18 protein-coding genes are annotated in these 22,691 nt (G+C 60.5%); 8 read left to right on the forward strand and 10 right to left on the reverse strand.

Translation table 11 applies throughout. The features are described 5' to 3' along the window. Positions 1–173: 173 nt before the first annotated feature. Positions 174–1,922, reverse strand: coding sequence for an amino acid ABC transporter ATP-binding/permease protein (locus H3T88_RS07435; RefSeq protein WP_198204140.1), 1,749 nt, complete (start codon positions 1,920–1,922; stop codon positions 174–176). Further along, positions 1,906–3,786, reverse strand: coding sequence for an ATP-binding cassette domain-containing protein (locus H3T88_RS07440; RefSeq protein WP_198204141.1), 1,881 nt, complete (start codon positions 3,784–3,786; stop codon positions 1,906–1,908). Before H3T88_RS07440 ends, H3T88_RS07435 begins: the two co-directional genes overlap by 17 nt. Before the next feature lie 194 nt (positions 3,787–3,980). Here H3T88_RS07440 and H3T88_RS07445 point away from each other — a divergent pair, with 194 nt between their 5' ends. From H3T88_RS07445 to H3T88_RS07480, 8 genes are all read left to right on the forward strand, one after another. After that, positions 3,981–4,589: an MptD family putative ECF transporter S component gene (locus H3T88_RS07445; protein ID WP_045934821.1), complete on the forward strand. Its 609-nt coding sequence runs from the start codon at positions 3,981–3,983 to the stop codon at positions 4,587–4,589. Beyond that, positions 4,586–5,284: an energy-coupling factor transporter transmembrane component T gene (locus tag H3T88_RS07450; protein WP_181415515.1), complete on the forward strand. Its 699-nt coding sequence runs from the start codon at positions 4,586–4,588 to the stop codon at positions 5,282–5,284. The genes H3T88_RS07445 and H3T88_RS07450 overlap by 4 nt, the downstream gene beginning before the upstream one ends. Continuing rightward, positions 5,262–6,713: an ABC transporter ATP-binding protein gene (locus H3T88_RS07455; protein ID WP_198204142.1), complete on the forward strand. Its 1,452-nt coding sequence runs from the start codon at positions 5,262–5,264 to the stop codon at positions 6,711–6,713. Before H3T88_RS07450 ends, H3T88_RS07455 begins: the two co-directional genes overlap by 23 nt. 163 nt (positions 6,714–6,876) lie before the next feature. After that, positions 6,877–7,578 carry an ABC transporter ATP-binding protein gene (locus tag H3T88_RS07460; protein ID WP_045923831.1) on the forward strand — a complete coding sequence of 234 codons (702 nt, stop codon included), beginning with the start codon at positions 6,877–6,879 and terminating at the stop codon, positions 7,576–7,578. Positions 7,579–7,580: 2 nt separating this feature from the next. Further along, on the forward strand, positions 7,581–11,039 hold the full coding sequence (locus H3T88_RS07465) for an FtsX-like permease family protein (protein WP_198204143.1): 3,459 nt from the start codon (positions 7,581–7,583) through the stop codon (positions 11,037–11,039). A gap of 104 nt (positions 11,040–11,143) precedes the next feature. Beyond that, entirely contained in the window at positions 11,144–13,975 is a 2,832-nt protein-coding gene (locus H3T88_RS07470; RefSeq protein WP_198204144.1) for an ABC transporter ATP-binding protein/permease, read from the forward strand. Positions 13,976–14,086: 111 nt separating this feature from the next. Continuing rightward, positions 14,087–14,929: a formate/nitrite transporter family protein gene (locus H3T88_RS07475; RefSeq protein WP_046323574.1), complete on the forward strand. Its 843-nt coding sequence runs from the start codon at positions 14,087–14,089 to the stop codon at positions 14,927–14,929. A 126-nt stretch (positions 14,930–15,055) separates the two neighbouring features. After that, positions 15,056–15,439, forward strand: coding sequence for a nuclear transport factor 2 family protein (locus H3T88_RS07480; RefSeq protein ID WP_198204145.1), 384 nt, complete (start codon positions 15,056–15,058; stop codon positions 15,437–15,439). 80 nt (positions 15,440–15,519) lie between these two features. Here H3T88_RS07480 and ptsP read toward each other — a convergent pair whose 3' ends face one another. The 8 genes from ptsP to H3T88_RS07520 are packed head-to-tail and all read right to left on the reverse strand — an operon-like array spanning position 15,520 to position 22,120. Beyond that, complete coding sequence (gene ptsP / locus H3T88_RS07485; protein WP_198204146.1) at positions 15,520–17,133, reverse strand: phosphoenolpyruvate--protein phosphotransferase; 1,614 nt, start codon at positions 17,131–17,133, stop codon at positions 15,520–15,522. Further along, positions 17,130–17,390 carry an HPr family phosphocarrier protein gene (locus tag H3T88_RS07490; protein WP_015021069.1) on the reverse strand — a complete coding sequence of 87 codons (261 nt, stop codon included), beginning with the start codon at positions 17,388–17,390 and terminating at the stop codon, positions 17,130–17,132. The genes ptsP and H3T88_RS07490 overlap by 4 nt, the downstream gene beginning before the upstream one ends. Positions 17,391–17,400: 10 nt before the next feature. After that, on the reverse strand, positions 17,401–18,150 hold the full coding sequence (gene alsE / locus H3T88_RS07495; RefSeq protein WP_015021068.1) for a D-allulose 6-phosphate 3-epimerase: 750 nt from the start codon (positions 18,148–18,150) through the stop codon (positions 17,401–17,403). 26 nt (positions 18,151–18,176) lie between these two features. After that, complete coding sequence (locus H3T88_RS07500) at positions 18,177–19,295, reverse strand: PTS fructose transporter subunit IIC (RefSeq protein WP_198204147.1); 1,119 nt, start codon at positions 19,293–19,295, stop codon at positions 18,177–18,179. A gap of 37 nt (positions 19,296–19,332) precedes the next feature. Next, positions 19,333–19,644, reverse strand: coding sequence for a PTS fructose transporter subunit IIB (locus tag H3T88_RS07505; RefSeq protein WP_015021066.1), 312 nt, complete (start codon positions 19,642–19,644; stop codon positions 19,333–19,335). A gap of 39 nt (positions 19,645–19,683) precedes the next feature. Beyond that, the gene (locus H3T88_RS07510; protein ID WP_198204148.1) at positions 19,684–20,148 is read right to left on the reverse strand and encodes a PTS sugar transporter subunit IIA; all 465 of its coding nucleotides are present in this window, start codon (positions 20,146–20,148) and stop codon (positions 19,684–19,686) included. Beyond that, positions 20,148–20,621 (reverse strand): PTS sugar transporter subunit IIA, encoded by a 474-nt coding sequence (locus H3T88_RS07515; protein WP_198204149.1) that lies wholly within the window; start codon positions 20,619–20,621, stop codon positions 20,148–20,150. The genes H3T88_RS07510 and H3T88_RS07515 overlap by 1 nt, the downstream gene beginning before the upstream one ends. Then, entirely contained in the window at positions 20,618–22,120 is a 1,503-nt protein-coding gene (locus H3T88_RS07520) for a BglG family transcription antiterminator (protein ID WP_198204150.1), read from the reverse strand. The genes H3T88_RS07515 and H3T88_RS07520 overlap by 4 nt, the downstream gene beginning before the upstream one ends. Positions 22,121–22,691: the final 571 nt, after the last annotated feature.

Consider the following 22,691-nt stretch of genomic DNA (forward strand, 5'->3'; position numbering starts at 1 on the left):
CTCCGAACTAACTCCAACTACGCTCCCCATTTGCGGAGTCGGCAGAAAGAATCCGCGCCCAGAATCTTTCATTCAATGTGCCATGCCGATTTGAATTGTTTCGACAGCAACATAGCTACGAGCAACAATTCGAACCGGCACTATAAATTGCATCTCATTCTTTATGCAGATGCTCAGGCAGAGACTAGCCTTCCGTCCTGCAGCGTCAGCAGCCGGTCAGCTCGGGCAAGGACCGAGGAACGATGGGAGACAATCAGACAGGTACGGTCGCCCTTCTGCTCGATCAGCCTGGTCAAGACCCGGCCCTCCAAGAGAGCGTCCATGTTGCTGGTTGGCTCATCCAGGAGCATGAAAGGCGCTGAGCTCAGGAAGGCACGAGCCAGAGCCACCCTTTGCCGCTGCCCCTCAGACAGGTCGGAGCCGTTGTCAGCCAACAGATGATCCAAGCCGTCGGGCAGCTGGTCGATCAAATCATCCAGGCAAGCGTCATGAGCAGCCTGCTCAATATCCGCCCTACTGGCATCGGGCCGGGCCAAGGCGATGTTATCCACCAAAGTGAGACCGAATATGTAGGTGTCCTGGCTCACCAGAGCCTGCTGGGCGCGCAGGTCGGCGGTGCGGATGGTTTCGATAGGTAGACCGGAGACGGTCAGGCTCCCGCCGCTGCGCTCCTGGAACCGCATCAGCAAGTCGATCAGGGTGGACTTACCGACTCCATTGGCCCCCTGGATGCCAATCAATTCGCCAGGTTTGATGGAAAGATCCAGATTATCCAAAACCGAGATTCGACCGCCATGTTCACCCGAGTGAGTCTTGCCCGGGTCAGTCTTGCCAGCATAGGAGAAGGAAACCGCCTTGGCCTCTTCTCCAGTGAACTCCGTCAGGGGATTCCCATGATTGGATTCCACCTCACGCACAGGCGGCTCCTTGTCCAAAAGCGCGAAGACCCGCCTGGCAGCAGCCAGAGTAGGCTGCAGGCCGGCGCCTAGCCGGGCCACAGGTATCAAGGAAGCGAAGGAAGAGAGGAAACCGACCAGTCCGATCATCCCACGAGCCGGATCCACCAACCCTGCCGAACCTAGGTGGCAGGCCATCAGCGTGAAGACTCCAGCGCAGATCAGAGTGACCACGTTGGTGACCATATCGTTGGCGATGGTCCGCCCAGAGGTACGTCCCCGTGCATCCAGCATCTGGTCCGTAGCGGCTCCCACCAGACGACGGGTATTCCCAAGAGCGCCCAGCCCCGCCAGTTCGGTACGGCCCTGCAGGGTCTCCAGAAGAAGGGAATGCAGGTTGGCTTGGGCCGTTCGCTCCTGCATGGCTACCTTGAAAGTGGGCCTTGCACTCAGGATGGGGATGAGCAGACCGACAATCAAATAGGAGACGAGGGCGGCCAGGCCCATCCAGGGCGAGAGCCAGGTGAGCAGGGCCAGGTTGGCCAAGGAGGTCACCAGGGCGATGGCGATGGGCGAAAGGGTGTGGGCGTAGAAAATCTCCAGCAGCTCGATGTCGTTGGTGATCACGGTCACCATGTCCCCGCGCGCCTGGTCTCGCAGACCGGCCGGGGCCAGGGAGCGCATCTTGTCGAAGACCGTCGTGCGGATGTCGCGGAGCATACTGAAGGCCATCTCATGGTTGTAGTACTGCTCTCCATAGGCCATAACCCCTCTGCTGAGAGCAGTCAGGACCGCCACCAGAGCCCAGACGACCCACTGGCCATTCAGCGGCGGCCAGTCCGTGACCAGACCGATCAAGGCCGCAGCGGCTGCCATCATGCTCCAGACCGCGAAGAGGTGACCCAGGCTGCCACAGAGGATGGCTTTGCCCTCCGTACCAGCCAGAGGCTTCATCAGCCGGGCCATGCGGCGCATCATCGTCAGATTGCCGGTCGTCTGCTGCATGTCGTCACTCCCCGTCCTCATACTGGGCCTGCTCCTTCCACTGGGCCGCAAATCCGCCCCCGGCATCCATCAGTTCACGGAAGCCACCACTTTCCATCAGACGACCCCCTTGCAAGAAGAGAATGGCATCGGCATTACGAACCCCGGCCAGGCGGTGGGTGATGGTCAGGACAAGGGACTCCTTGCCCAGCGCGTCCATCAAGGCGGCCAGAGTGGCGTCATGTTCACGGTCCACGGCACTGGTAGCCTCGTCGAAGATGTAGACGGGGGAACGTCGCAGGAGTCCGCGGGCAATGGACAGGCGCTGGCGCTGCCCTCCGGAGAGGTTGCCTCCCTCAGGATCAATGGGAGCATTCAGCCCGCCCTTGCTCTGGACAAGACCGGTCAGGCCGACCTGGTCCAGCGCATCCTGCAGCTCCCAATCCGAATAGCCCAGTCCGGCCGGGTCCAGATTCGACCTGATGGTTCCGGTGAAGAGGTGATCGGTTCCCCGAACCACGGTCTGCAGGCCGACCAGGTCCTCGCGTGACAGGTCGCTGATCTGGCGCCCGCCAATGGTCAACTCTCCGGCATACCCCTGAAGGCGCCCGGACAGCAGGCCTGCCAAGGTGCTCTTGCCAGAGCCCGAAGCGCCGACCAGGCCCACATGTCCCTTGGCCGGCAGATCGAAGTTCAGATCGGTCAGGGCCTGGAAACCGTCAGGATAGGTGTAGGTCAAAGCGCGAGCGCTGATGCCTAGCGAATCATCGCCAGACATATCCGCCTGATCTGCCTGCTCCGAAGCGGATTCCGAGTCAGACTCCCGAACTGCTTCCTCAGAAGTTTCGAGACTCGCGTCCGGAGCCGTCTCCGAACCCGTACTCTTGCATGACTCAGGAGTCGTCTCTGGAGCCGTCGGCCTCCCGTCGCTCCCCTGCCGCGCCTGGAGAATATCGTCAATGGCCTTGCCCTGCTTGATGGCGACCATGCCGGAATGCATCATGTAGACCAGCTGCCGCTCAGGTGCAAAGAGCCGGACCCCAGCCAGGGCGACAACCAGGCAGGACAGCACTCGCGAGGTCCCGCCCTGCCCAATCAGGACCGTAGCTGCAACCGCCAAAATAAGACTGGTGTAGATGACCACGTCGGCCTTGATCAGGGAGCGCAGCTGCCCGCCCAGAACCCCCATGGTTATCCGGCGGAACCCCTCGGACTCCTCGGCCAGATCGTCGGCCTGCCGTTGATCTGCCCCGAAGATCTTCAGGGTGTTCAGCCCCCTCAGGGCATGCTCGAAGTGGACACCGACCTTGTCGTACTTGCGCAGCTGGCCCAGCTGAATCTTGATGTTCTCGCCCATGGTGGGCTTGGAAGCCAGAGGCAGGGCCACCATACCGATTACGACAATCCCAGCAGCCAGGGGGCTGACAGGCAGGAGGACGACCAGGGTCACGACCAGCATCAGGGCGGTCTGGACCAAAGCTGGAATATAAGCTGTGAAGTAGGAGACGACCGACTTGACCCCCTCGGTCGAAAGCCTGGCCAGGGTCTGCGCCGGAACGCCCAGATCATCCTCCTGCCTGTTGGGGTCGAACACGGATAGGTACAGGGCCTGGGAGAGCGCCTTGCCCATCCCATCAGCCAGCCGGGCGCTTACGGACCTGGCGATCGCCTGAGTCAGGAACCGAACCAGGATCAGCCCGCCTATCAAGACCGCCAGAGGCCCGGGCCGATTAGGCACCCAAGCAAGGGCATGAGGAACAGCCAGGCCAAGGGAACGGCCCACGGCCGCGACGGCCACCGGCAGGAGGAGGACCTCCGCCAACGCACCGATCGTCTGCAGGAGGGCCAGCAGGAGGCTGGCGCCCATCCTGGCTCCCGGTAGATGAAGTAGTCGCTTGCTGATCATGCCTGTCCTCCGTGCCGCCTTTCTGATACGCCCCTATCAGTGGACACTAACAAAATCCTCGCGCGCCAAGCAAGAGACATAAAAAAATATCATTTACTTTCCCCTCCGGCCCTCCTAAACTTGACGGCACAACCTGAAATCGGCGGATATGGCCTAGGGCCGAGCGACCGCCACCCAGATGGGAGCGATCCTTTATGAAAGCACTGAAGACAAAAGACCTGGTCAACGTCGGCATTTTCACGGCCCTCTACTTCGTCAGCATGGCGGTGGGCAACTTCATCACCGTCTTCCTGGCTGGCCTGGTCATGCCAGGCCTGTCCTCCCTCTTCATCCCCGCTGTGGTGGGGCTGGTCTCCGGCCCGGTCTACATGCTGATGATCCGCCGGGTGCCCAGGTTCGGGGCCATCACCATCGTCGGCGTCATCATGGGCCTCTTCCTGCTGGTCTTCGGCCACTTCGCCCTCTCCTTCATCCCCTACGCCTTCTGCGGCCTGCTGGCTGACCTGGTTCAGTCCTCGCTCGGGGAGAGCCGTCCCAACCTGGCCCGCTACCTGAGCTACGTCATCCTCACTTTCGGCTGCACCGGCCCCGTCCTGCCTCTTTGGTTCATGAAGGACGCCTACGTGGCCAGCCTGGTCCGCCGCGGCAAGAGCCAGGAGTACATCGACGGGGTCTTCGCGCCCATCACCGGAGCCACCTTCCTGGTCTGCATTCTGGCCACCCTGGTCGGCGCCCTGCTCGGTGCATGGATAGGCGCCAGGATCGTCGACCGGCATTTCAACCGGATACCCGCCAAGCAATGAGGCCCATCTCCATCTACACCAGATTCCTGCTGGTCATCTTCGCCAACGCCCTGATTTTCGTAACCCTGCCCACCCCGCTGGTCCTGGCCATCAACATCTACTTCTGCAGCTTCCAGGTCATCGTGGGCAGGGTCAGGAAGGGCCAGGCCTGGCTTATGGTCTGCCTGGTCTTCGCCCTGGGCGCCTCCCTGGCCATGGTCTTTCCCGAGAACCTGCCGGGGCATTACCTGCTCTTCCTCTTCGTCGGCGTAGGCAGGATCCTCCCCCTGGTGCTGGTCGCGGCCTTCATGATGGGCACCACCAAGGTCTCGGAGCTGGTCTACCTGCTGCGCAAGATCCACGCCCCCCAGTGGCTGGTCATCCCCGTCAGCGTGCTCTTCCGCTTCTTCCCGACCGTCAGGCACGACTATGCCCAGATCAGACGGGCCATGAAGTTCAGAGGGATCGCGGTCACCACCGGCGACATGGTCCGGCACCCGATGCGAACCATGGAATACATCTACGTCCCCCTGCTCAACAACGCCACCAATGTGGCCTCCGACCTGACCTCGGCTGCCCTGACCAGGGGGATTGGCGACCCCGGACCCAAGACCTCCATCCAACGGATTGCCTTCACCAGACTGGATGCGCTCATGTGTGCCCTGGGTCTGGTCCTTATGGGATGTGGAGCCTATGTTGCAATGTTCCAGGCTTAGCTTCACCTACGAGGGCGCCAGCAGGCCTTCCCTCGAAGAGGTCTCCTGCCGGATGGACCGAGGCCGGCTGACCGTGGTCACCGGACCGAGCGGTTGCGGCAAGACCACCCTGTCCAGGGTTATCAACGGCCTGATTCCCGAGCTCTACGAGGGCAAGCTGGAGGGAGAGTGCCTGATCGGGGGCGAGCCCACCACGGCCCGACCCATCTACCGGCTTTCGGAGCAGGTGGGATCGGTCTTCCAGAACCCCAAGACACAGTTCTTCACCACCGACGTCCGCAGCGAGCTGGCCTTCCCCCTGGAGAACACCGGTGTCCAGCCGGAGGCCATCCGGGAGCGCATAGACCAGGTGGCCAACCTCTTCGGCATCACCCCGCTCATGGACCGGGACATCTTTTCCCTTTCCGGGGGTGAGAAGCAGATGATCGCCATCGCATCCTCCTGCATGATGGACCCGCAGATCCTGGTCATGGACGAGCCCTCCGGCAACCTGGACGTCGAAGCAGTGGCCGGCCTGGCGCAGATCCTGGGCCGCTTGAAGGACCGGGGCCTGACCATGGTCCTGATCGAGCACCGCCTCTACTACCTGGACGGCCTGGCCGACGACTTTCTGGTCATGAAGGACGGCAGGTTGGCGGAGCACCTGACTCCGGCCGCCATGAGGGGGCTGGATGGCCCAAGCCGCCAGGCCCTGGGGCTGCGGGCTCTGAATCTGGACGCGACCGAGAATGCGAGCGCACCTGCCAGAGTCACTACCGAAAAGACCCCTGACCTGCTGCGGGTCAGGAACCTGACCTATGCCTACCATCACGACCAGGATCCTGCCCTGGATGTGGACGACCTGACCCTGTCCAGCGACGACATCACCGGCATCATCGGCCGCAACGGTGCCGGCAAGAGCACCTTCGCCTCGGTCCTGACCGGTCTGCTCAAGCCTGGCGACAGGTCGGAAATCAGCCTGAATGGGACCAAGCAGACCGCCAGGGAGCGCGTCGAGGACTCCTACATGGTCTTTCAGGATGTCAACTACCAGCTCTTCAGCGAGACCGTGGAGGGCGAGATGCTCCTTGGAGCCAGTCGGACCGACCTCTTCGAGGAGGTGGCACGAAAGCTGGACCTGGAGCGGCTCCTGGGCCGGCACCCCAACACCCTCTCCGGCGGGGAAAAGCAACGGGTGGCCATCGCGGCCGCCATACTGTCGGGCAAGCGCCTGGTGGTTCTGGACGAGCCCACCAGCGGCCTGGATCTGCTCCACATGAACCAGGTGACCGCAATGATCCGCTACATGCGCTCCCTGGGGGTCATGGTGATCGTCATCTCGCACGACCAGGAGTTCCTGACCCAGACCTGCCAGCGGTTCATCACCTTCCGCCAGGGCAGGCCGGTCAGGGACAGCCGCAAACTGGGTAACCTCCTGCAAGCCCTCTGAGCCTCCGAGCCCTTGCAGGGTCCGTGAATATGTCGCCGACTTGCAGGCGGTTCTCCTGTGTTCCGGACCCCGCGAACGTATACAGTAGTGGGGAAAAGAGCATCAGGGGGCGTCCCTCGCGTCGGACGACCCCGCCGCACAGCCAGGGTTACGAGAGGGCATGATGGGCTATATCGACGTCATCGGAGAGACGAAACGGTATGTGACCGGAGAGACGACCATCGTGGCCAACAATGAGGTCACTTTCTCCATCGAGAAGGGCGAGCTGGTGGTCATCCTCGGCGCCTCGGGGGCGGGCAAGTCGACCGTGCTGAACATCCTGGGCGGCATGGACACCTGCAACGAGGGCCAGGTGATCGTGGACGGGAAGGACATCGCCGGCTACGACGCCCGGCAACTGACCACCTACCGTCGCTACGATGTGGGTTTCGTCTTCCAGTTCTACAATTTGGTGGCCAACCTGACCGCCAGGGAGAACGTGGAACTGGCATCGGAGATCGTGGACGATGCCGCCGACCCGGTCCAGACCCTGGTCGACGTGGGCCTGGGCGACCGGATCGACAACTTTCCCGCCCAGCTTTCCGGCGGCGAGCAGCAGCGGGTGGCCATCGCCCGGGCCGTAGCCAAGAACCCCAAGATCCTGCTCTGCGACGAACCCACCGGAGCCCTGGACTACCGGACCGGCAAGCAGGTGCTGCGCATCCTCCAGGACCAGTGCCGCAAGAAGGGCGCCACCGTGGTCATCGTCACCCACAACGCGGCCATCGCCCCCATCGCCGACAGGGTCATCCGCATGCACGACGCCCGGGTCCAGGCCGTGCAGACCAATGACAGCCCCGAAGACATCGAAAACGTGGAGTGGTGAGGATGCAGCCCGTCAGGAAGGTGCTCTGGCACGACATCCGGGTCTCCCTGCGCAAGTCCCTGGGACGGTTCATCTCCATCGTCTGTCTGGTGGCGCTGGGCTCCTTCGCCCTGGTCGGACTGAGCGTAACCGGGCCGGACATGCGGCAGGCCGGCAACGCCTACCTGTCCGACCACCATCTGGCCGACCTGATGGTCATCAGCAGCTACGGACTCGACCAGGAGGATCGGGATGCCATCGATACCGCCCCCGGCAACTCGGGCATCGAATACGGGTATCTGAAGGATGTGGCGCTCAAGGGGACCGACAAGAGCCTGCGCATCTACTCCGCCCCCGACCGGATCTCCACCTACGAGCTGGTCGACGGATCCATGCCGGCCAGGCCTGACCAGGTGGCGGTCGACACGGCCCTGGCCGGGAGCCACCCCATTGGCAGCAGCATCCAGGTGGATGAGAAGGCCGACCAGCTGGGCAGGAAGGTCCTGAGGCACCACAAGCTGCGCGTGGTGGGCACGGTCAGGTCGACTGAGATCCTGAGCAAGGTCAACATGGGCCCTTCCACAGCCGGATCCGGTTCCCTGGACTCCTACGCTGTGACCACACCTAAAGCCTTCGACTCGGACGAGTACATGATCGCCCGCCTGACTTTCAAGGACCTGGACCGGATCCGGGACCACTATTCCGACCAGTACATCCAGGCCCTGCAGAGCCACAAGGACGACCTGAACAGGATTCTGTCAGGACGCCCCACCGCCAGACTGAACGCCATCAAGGCTCCTCTGCAGAAGCAGCTGGACCAGGGGCAGGATCAGGTGGACCAGTCCAGAAAGGAACTCGAAGGGAACAGGCAGCAGCTGGACCAGGCCAGGAAGGATCTGGACCAGGGTGCCCAGAGCATCCAGTCCGCCAAGAACCAACTGGCCACCAAGACGGTACAGGCCCAGGCGGCCATCGACCAAGGGCAACAGGAGGTGGACCTGAGCTCGGCTGAACTGGCTCGAAAACAGAAGCAGTATCAGTCCTCCGCCAGCCAGGTGGCCCAAGGCAAGCAACAGGCCGACCAAGGGCAGCAGGCCATCGACCAGGGACAGGCCAAGCTTGATGGTTCCCGCCAGCAGCTGGAGGGCGGCAAGGCCCAGGCCGACCAGGCTGTAGCCCAGGCCCAGGAAGCCCAGAAGCAATGCAGACAGGGCATAGCACAAGTCAGCGGCCTCATTCAGGCCATTGACGCCCAGCTGGCCACACCCGGGCTGACCCCCCAGCAGCAGGAGGAGCTCAACCACAAGAAGGCCGGGCTACAGGCGCAGCTGACCGAGCTCAACCGGCAATCGCCGCAAATCGACGCCCTGGCGGCCAAGGCCAAGGCGGGCCGCGATGCCTTCATGACCAACCAGTACACCCCCGGCATGGCCCAGGTTGCGGCCAACCAGCAGATCTTGGATGCAAAGCGCCGGGAGCTGGCCCAGGCAAGGACCAAAGTTGCGGAGGGCGAGCGCCAACTGGCCCAGGGCAAGGCACAGCTTGACCAAGCCTCAGCTCAGCTGGGTCAAGGCAAGGCCAAGATAGCCCAGGCCCGGCAGCAGCTGGCCAGCAGCCGTGCCTCGGCCCAGGGGCAGATCGACCAGGCCCAGGCCACTCTGGACCAGAAAACCGCGGAGTACCAGACCAAACTGGACAGGTTCAACAGGGAGAGCCCGGACGCCCAGAAGAGGATCGACGACTCCCAGGAAAAGCTGAACAAGGCGGCCGACCAGCTGAGCCGACTGGAAAAGCCGGTCTACGCCCTGGACTCACGCCGTGAGGCACCCGGTTCGGAGGGCTACAAGGTCTACGCCTCCGTCTCGTTCATCGTGGACTCGTTGGCCAAGGTCTTCCCCTACTTCATGTACCTGGTGGCTGCCCTGGTCACCTTCACCACCATGACGCGCTTTGTGGACGAGGAACGGATCAACGCCGGAACGCTCAAGGCCCTGGGCTACAGGGACCGGGATGTCATGGCCAAATTCCTGGTCTATGGCGGAGCGGCTTCCGCCCTGGGCGCGCTTCTGGGTATCATCACCGGCCACACCCTGCTGCCCTGGATCGTCTACCAGGCCTATGCCCATGCCTTCGACATGCCGCCCATCCACTACGGCTTCCACCTGCCCATAACTCTCCTGGCCTGTCTGCTGGCCTTCCTGAGCGCCGTGGTTCCGGCCTTCCTGAGCGCGTGGCGGGAGCTGCGCGAGAAGCCGTCAGCCCTCCTCCTGCCCAAACCGCCCAGCGCCGGTTCGAAGATCTTCCTGGAGCGCATACCTCTGATCTGGAACCGGCTCAACTTCACCCACAAGGTCACCGCCCGGAACATCTTCCGCTACAAGCAGCGGATGCTGATGACCATCTTCGGAGTCTGCGGATCGGTGGCCCTGCTGATGGCGGGATTCGGCGTGCAGGGATCCATCTCGGCCATCAACGAGCACCAGTTCGGCCAAGTCATTCGCTACGACCTGATCGCCGCCGAGAACAGCCAGGCCACATCCGACCAGCGCCAATCCATCAAAAAACGGCTGGAAAAGCCCGATGTGAGCCGCTCCCTGAACGTGCGCTACGAGGAGATGAGCAAGACGGCCGGCCACAACGCCGACAAGCAGTCCATCACCATGATCGCGCCGGCCAGCGCCGAGCACCTGGACGACTTCATCCGCATGGACACCCGGTCGGGGCACAAGCCCCTGAGCCTCAGGGGCGACGGCGTGATCCTCTCCGAACGGATCGCCCAGCTGACAGGGACCAAGGCCGGCGACAGGATCACCCTGCAGGATTCAGGCGGCAGGGACAGGACCATGCGGGTGGACGGCATCTGTGAGATGTACCTGGGGCACTTCGTCTTCATGAGCCCATCGGCCTACAGGACCGTCTTCCGCCAGGACTTCTCGCCCAACGCCCATCTGGTCACCTTCAAGGACTCGAGCGCGGAGAACACCAGAAGGCAGGCCGCCTCCTTCATGCGGATCGACGGAATCCAGGGGGTGGTGCAGAACACGACCCTGATGAGCCAGATCGACACCGTGGTCAAATCCCTGAACATGATCATGCAGGTGCTGATCATCGTGGCCACCCTGCTGGCCCTGGTCATTCTCTACAACCTGACCAACCTGAACGTGGAGGAACGGATCCGCGAGCTGAGCACCATCAAGGTGCTGGGCTTCTACGACCGCGAGGTGACCATGTACATCTACCGGGAGACCATCCTCCTATCGGCTATCGGCGTCCTGGCCGGGTACGGGTTCGGGGCCTGGCTGCACCACTACATCATCACCACCGTCCCTCCGGACAACGTCCTCTTTGACCCCTCCATCAGCTGGGTGGCCTTCGTCGTGCCCCTGGTCATGATCACCGTCATCACGGCCGGCCTGGGCTGGATGGTCAACAACAAGCTCAAGCACGTGGACATGTTGGAAGCCCTCAAGTCGGTGGACTAGGCCATATCGGCATTTACCCATGCTGATGGCGTAAGCTGGCACTCCAAGAGTCCATAAGTCCATGCCATTAAAGCCATTGAGAATCCAGAAAGCGGAGGACGACGGTGCTGCAGATCGAACACATCTCCAAGCAATACAAAACAGGGGACTTCGTCCAGCAAGCCTTGAATGATGTCAGCGTCAACCTGCGTGACAACGAGTTCGTGGCCATCCTGGGCCCCTCCGGCTCCGGCAAGACCACCCTGCTCAACATCATCGGCGGGCTGGACCGCTACGACCGGGGCGACCTCATCATCAACGGCACCTCCACCAAAAAGTATAAGGACCGTGACTGGGACTCCTACCGCAACCACACCGTGGGCTTCGTCTTCCAGAGCTACAACCTGATCCCCCACCAGAGCATCCTGTCCAACGTTGAGCTGGCCCTGACCATCTCGGGCGTGCATCGGCAGGAGCGGCGGGAGCGGGCCAGGAAGGCCCTTGAGCAGGTAGGTCTGGGCCAGCACGTGAACAAGCGGCCCAACCAGCTCTCTGGCGGGCAGATGCAGCGGGTGGCCATCGCCAGGGCCCTGGTCAACAACCCCCGCATCCTCCTGGCCGACGAGCCCACCGGAGCCTTGGACTCCGAGACCTCCATCCAGATCATGGACCTGCTCAAGGAGGTGGCCCAGGACCGGCTGGTGGTCATGGTCACTCACAACCCCGAGCTGGCCCACCAGTACGCCACCAGGATCGTGGAGCTGCACGACGGCTCCGTGATCAGCGACTCCGACCCCCTGCCCGACGACCAGGTGCCCATCCGCCGGGCCCGCCACCGCACCTTCGGCAAGGCCTCCATGGGGTTGCTGACTTCACTGTCGCTGAGCTTCAACAATCTTCGGACCAAGAAGGCCCGAACAGCCCTGACATCCTTCGCCGGATCCATCGGCATCATCGGCATCGCCCTGATCCTGTCCGTATCCACTGGGGTCAACCGCTACATCGACAGGGTGCAGCGGGAGACCATGACCTCCTACCCCATCACCATTCAGGAGCAGTCCTTCGACCTGAACAAGATAGTGGACTCCGCCCAGGAATCCCAGAAGGAGGCCAATGCCCACAAGGATCTCAAGGCCATCCAGCCGGACGACTCCAGCATCAAGGGGGCCTCCAGCCTGACCAGCAGCATCACCCAGAACAATCTGACTGACTTCAAAAAATACTTGGACAATCCCAAGAGCGATATCCACCAGTACGTGGGGTCCGTCGGCATCCAGTACTCCTACGCCACCAAGTTCTCGGTCTTCGGGCACGATCCGGACGGCAAGCTGGTCTCTGCAGACAAGGTGACCATGGGCGGGCAGGACGATGCCGGCTCCACCGCCAGCCAGATGGCCACGGCCAACACCGACAGCGACATGGGCGACATCCAGTCCATGCAGATGTCCTACCTGACCGGCAAGACCGAGAAGAACAAGGCCCCGGAGATCTTCGGCGAAATCATGCCGGGAGCCAATGCCAAGACCACCATCAGCAAGGTGGTGACCGACAACTACCAGGTGGTGAACGGCACATGGCCAAAGGCCAAGGATCAGGTGGTCCTGGTGCTGGACAAGAACAACCAGATGCCCGTCACCAGCCTCTACAAGCTGGGCATCCTCCCCTCCAGCCAGTACACCGACATGATGAACAAGCTCAACAGCGGCCAGGAGGTCAAGGTCGACACCAAGCCCATCGAATACGCCAAGGCCATGGACCAGAAGCTCTCCCTGGTGCCTGCTGCGAACCAGTATGCCAAGGGGACCGACGGCCACTACCACTACATCGGCGACAGCACCGACCAGATGTCCAAGGCCGCCGACCAGGGTCTGCAGCTGCATATCGTCGGCATTGTTCGTCCCAACCAGGGGGCCAAGGCCACGCCACTCAAGGTCGGCGTCGGGTATACCCGCCAGCTGACCGATTATCTGATCGACCAGGCCAAGACCAGCCCCATCGTCACCGACCAGGAGGCCGACCAGGGCCGCAGCGTCCTCAACGGGATGGCCTTCGCCCCTGCCGACGATGCCGCCAAGGCCAACGACGCCAAGGCCTACATCGCATCCCTGGGCGTCAGCCAGAAGGCCAGCATGGCCCAGGAGATCATGAAGGGCTCGGCAGCCATGGCCGGCCAGGAGACCCAAGCCCAGGGCCGGGCCGGGGCCGCTGCAAGAGCCCAAGGTTCTGCGGGCATCCCCACGGGGGCCTCAGCCGAACAGCAGACGGCCCAGGCCTTCGACCAGTACATCGCCACCGCTCCCCAGGACGCCCTGGTCGCCATCTACAACCAGTATGTCTCCACCGGCACCTACGCGGACAACCTGAGCGACTTCGGCCTAATCTCCCGGGATGCCCCCTCCCGCATCAGCATCTACACGGACAGCTTCGAGAACAAAAATTCCGTAGGCGACTCCATCAAGCACTACAACGACAAGGCCGCAAAGAAGAACCGGATCGTCTATACCGACTACGTCGGCCTGATGATGAATTCGGTCACCACCATCATCAACGTCATCACCTACGTGCTGATAGCCTTCGTCGGGGTCTCGCTGGTGGTCTCCTCCATCATGATCGGCATCATCACCTACATATCGGTTCTGGAGCGGACCAAGGAGATCGGCATCCTGCGCGCCATGGGCGCCTCCAAGCGCAATGTCTCCAACGTCTTCAACGCCGAGACCGGCCTCATCGGTCTTCTGGCCGGCCTGCTGGGGGTGGGCATCACCCTGCTGCTGATCATTCCGGCCAACAGCATCATGCACCACTTCATGGGCACCACCGAGGTGAACGCGGCCCTGCCCGCCTCGGGTGGCGTGGCTCTGGTCATTCTGAGCGTGGTCCTGACCCTGATCGGCGGCCTGATCCCCTCACGCAAGGCGGCCAAGCAGGATCCTGCCACCGCCCTGCGCACCGAGTGATGCCAAGCGACACTGGCAAAGTAGTGAATTCCCGCACAGTAGGGCCCTAAGGCCGGCCTTCCCCCGCTCGGGAATGCCATAATGAACCCCGTGAACGAGCAACCCAATCAAATGACAGATCAACAGAACAGACAGCCCCTCTTCCCCGGACGGGCCTTCATCAGCACCGTCCTGGACGTGGTTGAGAGCAAGAAGACCATGAGCGGCGCCCTGACCGGCAAGTACATGCAGCGGGCCACCATGGCCGGCCTCTTTGTGGGTATCTTCTTCACGGCCTTCTTCGTCATCATGGGTCAGGCCGGACAAAACCCCGCCGACCACGGCCTGATTCTGGCAGGTCGGGTCCTGGCGGCAACCACCTTCGGCTGGGCCCTGGTCCTGATCTACTACACCAACTCCGAGCTGCTGACCTCCAACATGATGGTGGTCACCATAGGCGCCTATCACAAGCGCCTGGGCTGGCTGGCCTCCCTGCGTATCCTGGTCCTCTGCCTTCTGGGCAACCTGGTCGGGGCCCTGATCGTGGCCGTCATCCTGCGATTCTCATCCATCGTCAGCGGTCCCACCCTGGACCAGATGCTGGCGGCCGCGACGACCAAGATCGGCTACGTCTCCGGCGGTCCCATGGGATTCGCCGACCTCTTCGTGCGCGGCATCCTGTGCAACTTCTGCATCAACATCGCCATGCTCATGGTCTACAACGGCAAGCTTTCCAACGACTTCACCAAGTGCATCATCATGGTCGTGGCCGTCTTCGTCTTCGCCTTCTGCGGGTTCGAGCACTCGATAGCGGATTCGGCCCTCTTCCTCATCCTGGGCGTCTTCGGGCGGGTCAACGCCTGGAAGGCAATACTGGTGGTCCTGGTGGCCATGCTGGGCAACTATATAGGCGGCGGCATCCTGATCGGTCTGAACTTCGCCACCATGAACGACGAGCGCCACTTCAAGGCTTGACAGCCCTTCCCGCCTGCTATCGTCCCTCACTCATCGGAGACCACAGATGTGCTTACGAGCCTGAGCGAAGACACCTATCATGAAGAAACTCGACAGCCTATGTACAGGCAGAAGCGGAGGTTCACGATGAGCGAGAGTGAGACGGCAGCCGACAAGTCCCTGGTGCAGGAATTCTACGACCAGGTCTTCAGCCGGGGAGATACCGGCAACCTCGACAGGTTCATGCGGGACGACTACATCCAGCACAACCCCACCTGCGCCGACGGGAAGGCGGGCTTCCTGGAATTCATCAAGGGCTTCCTGGCCCTGGGCCCGCAAATCGACATCATCAGACTGAACGGCGAGGACGACATGGTCTACGTCTTCTTCAGGTGCACGCTGAAGAACGGCCATGTCAACAAGGTTTGCGACATCTACCGGCTGCAGGACGGCCAGCTGGCTGAGCACTGGGACATCATCGAGCACAATGTGGAAGACGTTCAGTCCCGCAACGGCAACGGCCTCTTCTGACCCTTACCCCGTCCCTCGACCGACCAGGCTGGTTCTCTTGCCTTCGAACCATGGTTCGTAGGCAAGAGGACCAGGAGGTTTCAGCGAGCGCGAATGGCCTCTCTGACCGGCAGAACGCTCGCCGGCGAGACCGAAAGCTCGTCCAGGCCGTAATCCAGGAAGGTCGCCGTAAGATCCCTGTCAGCACCCAGCTCGCCGCAGATCCCACACCAGATGCCAGCCTGGTGAGCGGCATCCACGGCCATGCGGATCATGCGCAGGACGGCAGGCGAATGCGGGTCGGCAAACTGTCCCAGGTTTGGGTTCTGCCGGTCACAGGCCAGGGTGTACTGGGTGAGGTCATTGGTCCCGATGGAGAAGAAATCCACCTTCCGGGCCAACTCCGGTGCCATGACGACCGAGGCCGGGGTCTCGACCATGATGCCCACCTGGATGTCCTCCTTGAAGTCTTCGTCCCTACCGCGCAGCTCTTCCTTGACCTGGTCGATTATGGCTCTGGCCTGGTCGACCTCTTTGGTGGATGTGATCATGGGCAGCATGATGGAGATGTTCCCGAAGGCTGATGCCCGCAAGATGGCCCTGAGTTGCACCTTGAAAATCTCCGGCCGGGTCAGGCAGATACGGATGGCCCGATACCCCAAAGCAGGATTGGCCTCATGCTCCAGACCGAAGTAGCCGACCTGCTTGTCAGCTCCGATATCCAAAGTCCGGATGATGACGGGCTTGTCGCCCATTCTCTGGGCGACCTCCTTGTAGGCCTGGAACTGTGATTCCTCCGTGGGGAAGTCCTCACTCTCCAAGTAGAGGAACTCGCTGCGGAAGAGTCCGATCCCCTCGGCATCGTTGGCTTCAACTGCATCCAGATCCGAAGGCCTGCCAATATTGGCATAGAGATGGACCTCCTGGCCTTCCTTGGTTCTGGTGGGCTTGCCCTTGAGCTCCTGAAGCTGCTGCATGTGCTGCTGGAACTCCCGCTGACGGACTTTATAGGCTTCAAGGGTCTTTTGATCCGGGTCGATCAACACCAGACCCTGGCTACCATCCACAATGGCCGTCAGGCCCTGGTCCTCTGGTCTGGGATCCTGGCCGAGACCGATGACCGCAGGCAACCCCATAGTCCTGGCCAGTATGGCCGTATGGGAATTAGCCGATCCCTGGCTGGTGGCGAAACCCAGCACTTGCGAAGGATCCATCTGAGCCGTCTGGCTGGGGGCCAGGTCGGAGGCCATGACGATGGTTGGTCGGCCATCCCCGCTTCCCTGCGCACCCGAGCCCAGGTTGTCGATCAGACGCCGGGAAATGTCCTGCACGTCGGCGGCCCGTGCCTGCATATAGGAGGAGTCCATACCGGCGAACATGGTGACAAACCTCTGAGCAGTGGCATCCACCGCATATTCGGCATTGACCTTGTCCGATTGGATCAGCCCCTCGACCCCTTCCACATAGTCCGGATCTTTGAGCATGAGCCGGTGGGTGTCGAATAACTCGGCCTTGTCCTCGCCGAGTTTGGCAGCGGTATCCTCCCGGATCCTGGCCAGCTGATCCATGGAGACCTGCTGGGCCTGGTGGAATCGTTCAATCTCGGCATGGGGATCATCGACGGTGCGCCGCACCACCTGCCTGGCCTCCTCCAGGACCTTGACGGGCCCTATGGCGATGCCTGCCGAGACGCCGGTGCCTCTCAGCTCCCTCATAGGTTCTCCTTGAAGAAGCTTTGGAGCTCCTCGACGGCCTTGTCCTGGTCCGGGCCATCCACGCTCACAGTGAGCGTATCGCCCTGCTTGGCCCCCAGGCCCATGACCGCGAAGATGCGTTTGGCATCCGCCTTGTTGCCCTTGTCGTCGAGAGTGATGGCGGACTGGTACTTCTGCGCCTGCTCGACCAACCTGCCTGCGGGTCTTGCATGCATGCCCTCAGGATCGGAAATGGTTACGGTGAATTCACTTGCCATATCTACCTCCTCAGTCTTCGCTGACGTAACGGCCATTGTCGAACCGGTAACCTGTGGACTGTTCATACTCGTGGACCATCTGGTCCCAGGAATCCTCGATTCTGTCAGTAAGTCCGAATAGCCCGGAACGGCCGATCACATAGATATCGGGATCGGCATCGGATATCAGCTTCCAGTGGGCCAGGTTGGTGGATCCGTCCATCTCAATCTGATAGCCATAGCCGTGCTCGTCGCGCAGTTTGCGCAATTGGACGATCTTGTCCAGGCAGACCGACAGGAAACGCTGACCGGCGAAGCCCGGATCGATGGTCATGATGGTCACCTTGTCCAACAAATCGATGTAAGGAAGAATGGTGTCGACCGGGGTCTCCGGGTTGAGCACCATGCCCGCTTTAAGACCCGCATCATGAATCTGGTCGATCAATCGGAACGCCACGCCGTTGGACACCTCCGCTGGCATGCAGATCATCTCGCACTTGATATCAATCAGCTGCTGAACCCAGAAAGGTGCGTCAGTCACCATCAGGTGGGCCGACATGGGCAGATCTGAGATCTTGCGCGTCTGCTCGATAAACCAGGGCGACAGGGTGATGTTGGGTACGAAGTGGCCGTCCATGATATCGATGTGGTAGAGGTTGACTCTCTCGTTCAGAAAGCTGATCTGCTCCTTGAACTGGTCCAGATCCATGGTCATCAGCGAGGGGGCCAGCTGAATTTGCCGCGGGCGCTTGGTCAATGTTGGTGTGCTTGTTACTGTCATTGTGAAATGTGTGTCTTTCTGTTAGTTCAGATGACCTGGATGTCGTCCAGGTCGAGGTCCTCTTCGTCTTCGGCCGCTGCTGCAGCAGGCTCGGCGGCGTCTTCAGGAATCGACTTCTTGATCAACGCATAGACGATGCCGGTCACCAGGACGTTGGCAGCGATGGCCAGCAGTCCAACCCACCACTTGGCACCCATGGTGGGGAGCATCAGGAAGCCGCCGAAAGGCACGGTGGCGCCCTTACCGTTGGATAGGCTCATCAGGATGGCGCCTTCGCACATGCCGCCCAGACCAGCGGCGACGATTCCCCTCACCAGATCGTTCATGACAATGGGGATGGATCCCTCGACGATGTTCACAACACCCATGGGCACAGCCGACTTGAGGGTCTCCACCTCCTCATGGGTGTAAATCCGCTTGCGCAGAAGCTTGGCGACCAGATAGGCGAAGCCGAAGCCGATGGGGGTGGCCGTGTTGGTCAGCTGCAAGGCAGTGACAGGACCGTTGATGCCCTGGGCCTGCAGCGTCAGTGCAAAGGCAAAGGCGGTCTTGTTGATGGGGCCACCGAAGTCGACGATGCTCAGCGTGCCCAGAACGGCGCCGAAGATGAGGTTGGAGGCCCCGTTCATGCTTGTCAGCAGGTTGGTCAGCCAGCTGGTAAACCAAGCCACAGGGGTGCCGATGATGTAGACCATGATCAGCCCGCTGGCCAAGGAGGCCAGGAAAGGCACGATCAATGTGGGCATAAGTCCCTTGGCCCAGCTGGGTACTTTGACGTAGCGCAGCACAGCGTAAGCCAGCCAGCCGCCGATATAGCCGCCGATGATGCCGCCGATGAAGCCAGCGCTGATGGCTACGGCCGCCAGACCGGTCACGAAGCCGGGCGCAATCCCTGGCTTGCCCGCAATCGAGAAGGCGATGCCTGTGGCAATGATGACCGGGAGAAGTCCCAGTGCCTTGCCGCCCAGGGTAGCCAGGGCCTGGAAGAAGTCGAACTTCCCCATGACCAAAGTGTCCTGGGCCTTGCCTCCGAAGGCCATGCCGATGGCGATAATGAAGCCCGCACCACAGACGATGGGGATCATATAGGAGATGGCCGTCAGCAGATGGCCCTTGAAATTGGCTTTCTTCCAAAATTCTTTCATGATGACTTCCTTGTCCACATGGTTGGTTGCATGGTTTCTACTTACCGACGATTTCGTGCAGTTTGGCAATCAGCTTGTTGGGCGACTTGATCGCCGTCTCAGTCGAGACCTTGACGGTCTTCTTGCCCTGGAACCGCTCTTCGTCAGCTATTTTGATGTCAATGGCCAGAATGACCACATCCGCCTGTTTGATGTCCTCTGCGGTCAGGGCATTCTCGATGCCGATGGTGCCCTGGGTTTCGATTTTGATATCGTCGCCGGCCGCCTTGGCTGCATCCTCCAGCTTCTGCTGGGCCAGATAGGTATGCGCGATGCCGATGGTGCAGGCTGTGACTCCAACGATCTTCATGATTAATTCTCCTTTGCTGTTATTCGATTAAGTGACAAATCATCTGGTCAAAGCTGACACGACCTGGTCGGTGTTCTGGGCCTGGAGGAGGTCGTGTACCACATCGGCCTTAGCCAGTTTCCTGGCAAACTCCGAAAGCAGCTGCAGGTGTCGCTTTGAGCCCTCGTCATCAGCACCTACGGCAAACAGCACCACAACTTTTGCTCCGGTGTCGTCCAAGGATTCCCAGGGAATTTCATGATCCAGCACTGCAATGGCGACGCCGTTCCTGCGAACAGTGTCACTGCGGCCATGAGGGATGGCCACATGCTCGCCTATGCCTGTCGCGCCCTGGCCTTCACGCTCGTACAGGGCCTTCATGAAGACCTCTGGCGAATCGATGTAGCCGGCATCATGAAGCCTGTGGGTCAGCTCGTCGAAGACCTCGTCCTTGGTCTTCGCTTTAAGTCCCGTCACCACGGTCCTCTTGTCGATTGCCTCGCCAAGTGATGCTGCGTCCACCATCATTTCCCTTCTGTCGTCAATATCTGTCGAACATCCGTGATCGAACCTGTTCCTAACAGGTCCAGAACCCTCTCACCACCCATTCGCCGGTAGAGGTCACGCAGATACTGCAAGTCCTCCATCGAGGGATTCTGCGGGATGAGGGTGAGCAAAAGTCGGGACACTTCATGCAATCCGTCCCACTTTGGAACGGGTCGGGAAAGCCCCAAGTAGAAGAGCACGCATTCATCGACGAAAGGTCCCTGCGCGTGCGGATTGGCCAGATGGTCTGCAATGACTGTGCTGCCCGAGACCTCACGGGCAAGCAGTTCCTTTGCTAGGAGATCGACAGACCTGATGATGCCCTTGGACTGCAAATGTCTGCATATGCAGACGAATAGGGCATGCATCGACTCCTGGCCTGAGGATGCCGTTGATGCAGAGTTTCGGATTCCGAAACCGCCAGAAGGCTCCTGCTCAATCAGGATCTTCATCGTCCGACCTCCCCGTTATGGATATGGTCGGCCATCCGCTCCAGCCGCTCCTGATCTTCGATGGTCAGCATGGCGCTGACGACCAGCGTCGGCCGCTTCAGCGCTTCAGACAGGGTAACTGTAGAGACCACGAGATCAGTCATCGGATACCGCTTCAAGGCCTTCTCTACATCTCTGGCAGCCACTGTCCCTATGACGTTCATATCGGAGAACCGCCGCTCGATTTTGGATTTCAGCAATTGAGCCGTGCCCAGCCCAGTGGTGCAAACCAGCAGGATGTTCAAGGGCCTGCTGAGATTTTCCACAGCTTGAGCGAAATAAACAGTGATGAAACCGATTTCCTCGTCGTCGATGACCGGGAGATGCTCGTGCTCCTCCAAATGGTGTGTGGCTTCCTTCACTGTACGGAACAGGTTCGGATACTCCAGCTTGATCTGCTCAAGAAGGTTGTTGTTGACTCTGATGCCGTTCTTCAACCTGTTAAGCAAGGGCTTCATATGCTTGGAAAGCCTGGCGAACAGCTCGGACTGATCGATCTGCTTGTAACGAGGGTTCAGAGCGACCTGGTCGATCAGATAGCGCGTGGCCCGCCGAACCGGATCAGGCATGTCGTTGGCAGCCGAAAGATCATCCTCGATCCTTGAGGAAGCCAGATATTGGTAAAGATCGTAAACTTCGGCATCGGGCAGCTGTGCATCCAGATACATGTCCACGTTGGCAATGACAGCTCGGCAGACGTTCATGACCTTGGAACCATCATCGGCAATGGCAGCCTGCTGCTCGCCGGCTCGGTCCTCCATGAGAGCCCCAACGCTGCGAAATCGCTCGATGAGGATATACAGATGGGTGAAGATGTTGACTCTATAAGGATAGGGGATCTCGGCGTGAAGCAGTTCCTCGATCAGATCCAGCTGTTTGTCGACAAAGGCCGCGTCACGCTGCTCAATGTCCTGGTCGGACTGCATGAACCGTCTGTTGCCAGGCTGGCCTTCATTGACGAACAGACTGCCGATCGCCCGACGGATATCGGCCTCCTCACCATCGATCCAAACGAACCCGCTGACATGTTCGATGGAAAGCTGGAAGCGGCCAAGCATCAGTCTCAGGGAACGAAGATCGGTCGCTACGGCAGAGTCACCGATAAAGTATTTGCCCCAGAGCTCGGTCACCCTGTACCGCTGCGGCGCCGTGAACAAGAGTCGCTTGACAATCTCATCCCGCCGCTCTATGGACGTCAGACGGCTGACATCGACATTGGCCTGGCCGATTACAAATCCTGAATCACCGAATGACAGCGTCTCGGGGTTCTTAAGGCGATACCCGCGCCCTCTCTTGGATTCGATAATGGTCACGGGCCGGTATTGCTCGTTGATCTGTTGGACAGCTCGGGTGATGGTTTTAGTCGAGACCTTGAGCGCATGGGACAACTCGGAGCCGCGCACGTAATCACGCCTGTTGAGCAGATAGCCGATCAACGACTTCTTGAACCCGGTCTCCATTGCCCTTGAACCTCCTTTACGTTTAGGGTAATGTGGCCGCTTTCGGCATAGGTCGGTGTGTGATATTCAGCCTTGTCCTTTGTCTGCGGACTATGTGCTGAACATCAGGGAAGCCCACAAAACTAAAAAGGCGGAGAAGTTGCTGAAATACGTCGTCGTCGACAAGCATCAGCATCATGTTGTATAGATAAGGATTCGATGGTATCCGCAACTAAATAATGGTTCCACAAAATGTCTGCCACGGGACATGTTTCAAAGTGCATCATAGGAGTGAAGTCGTATTTGATAGCTGCTTCTGTTGCATACGAACCTTTATGGCGTGGTACGCGCTTATTGGCGTGTTGGTCTGTGAAGCGCTCGGCCATGGCGTAGTGCTCTTCCAGGTATGGTGGCGGCGTACAGACAGTGGTGTTTTGCCGGGTATAGGACGAGGGAATACAGTAAAGGCCTCTGGTGACCGGTGTCATCAGAGGCCTTTACTTTTTCGTGTAGTGGCGGCGGTGTGCTACTCTCCCACACTCTTCCGGGTGCAGTACCATTGCCGTGCTGGGTCTTAGCTTCCGGGTTCGGA

The sequence above is a fragment of the Bifidobacterium sp. W8110 genome (assembly GCF_016101375.1).
In the GTDB taxonomy this organism is placed as follows: Bacteria; Actinomycetota; Actinomycetes; order Actinomycetales; family Bifidobacteriaceae; genus Bombiscardovia; species Bombiscardovia asteroides.

What these genes read in the sequence shown, in the direction of transcription:
- H3T88_RS07435 (WP_198204140.1), bottom strand. Translation starts at nt 1,922, where the DNA reads ATGAGGACGGGGAGTGACGACATGCAGCAGACGACCGGCAATCTGACG.
- H3T88_RS07440 (WP_198204141.1), bottom strand. Translation starts at nt 3,786, where the DNA reads ATGATCAGCAAGCGACTACTTCATCTACCGGGAGCCAGGATGGGCGCC.
- H3T88_RS07445 (WP_045934821.1), top strand. Translation starts at nt 3,981, where the DNA reads ATGAAAGCACTGAAGACAAAAGACCTGGTCAACGTCGGCATTTTCACG.
- H3T88_RS07450 (WP_181415515.1), top strand. Translation starts at nt 4,586, where the DNA reads ATGAGGCCCATCTCCATCTACACCAGATTCCTGCTGGTCATCTTCGCC.
- H3T88_RS07455 (WP_198204142.1), top strand. Translation starts at nt 5,262, where the DNA reads ATGTTGCAATGTTCCAGGCTTAGCTTCACCTACGAGGGCGCCAGCAGG.
- H3T88_RS07460 (WP_045923831.1), top strand. Translation starts at nt 6,877, where the DNA reads ATGGGCTATATCGACGTCATCGGAGAGACGAAACGGTATGTGACCGGA.
- H3T88_RS07465 (WP_198204143.1), top strand. Translation starts at nt 7,581, where the DNA reads ATGCAGCCCGTCAGGAAGGTGCTCTGGCACGACATCCGGGTCTCCCTG.
- H3T88_RS07475 (WP_046323574.1), top strand. Translation starts at nt 14,087, where the DNA reads ATGACAGATCAACAGAACAGACAGCCCCTCTTCCCCGGACGGGCCTTC.
- H3T88_RS07480 (WP_198204145.1), top strand. Translation starts at nt 15,056, where the DNA reads ATGAGCGAGAGTGAGACGGCAGCCGACAAGTCCCTGGTGCAGGAATTC.
- ptsP (WP_198204146.1), bottom strand. Translation starts at nt 17,133, where the DNA reads ATGAGGGAGCTGAGAGGCACCGGCGTCTCGGCAGGCATCGCCATAGGG.
- H3T88_RS07490 (WP_015021069.1), bottom strand. Translation starts at nt 17,390, where the DNA reads ATGGCAAGTGAATTCACCGTAACCATTTCCGATCCTGAGGGCATGCAT.
- alsE (WP_015021068.1), bottom strand. Translation starts at nt 18,150, where the DNA reads ATGACAGTAACAAGCACACCAACATTGACCAAGCGCCCGCGGCAAATT.
- H3T88_RS07500 (WP_198204147.1), bottom strand. Translation starts at nt 19,295, where the DNA reads ATGAAAGAATTTTGGAAGAAAGCCAATTTCAAGGGCCATCTGCTGACG.
- H3T88_RS07505 (WP_015021066.1), bottom strand. Translation starts at nt 19,644, where the DNA reads ATGAAGATCGTTGGAGTCACAGCCTGCACCATCGGCATCGCGCATACC.
- H3T88_RS07510 (WP_198204148.1), bottom strand. Translation starts at nt 20,148, where the DNA reads ATGGTGGACGCAGCATCACTTGGCGAGGCAATCGACAAGAGGACCGTG.
- H3T88_RS07515 (WP_198204149.1), bottom strand. Translation starts at nt 20,621, where the DNA reads ATGAAGATCCTGATTGAGCAGGAGCCTTCTGGCGGTTTCGGAATCCGA.
- H3T88_RS07520 (WP_198204150.1), bottom strand. Translation starts at nt 22,120, where the DNA reads ATGGAGACCGGGTTCAAGAAGTCGTTGATCGGCTATCTGCTCAACAGG.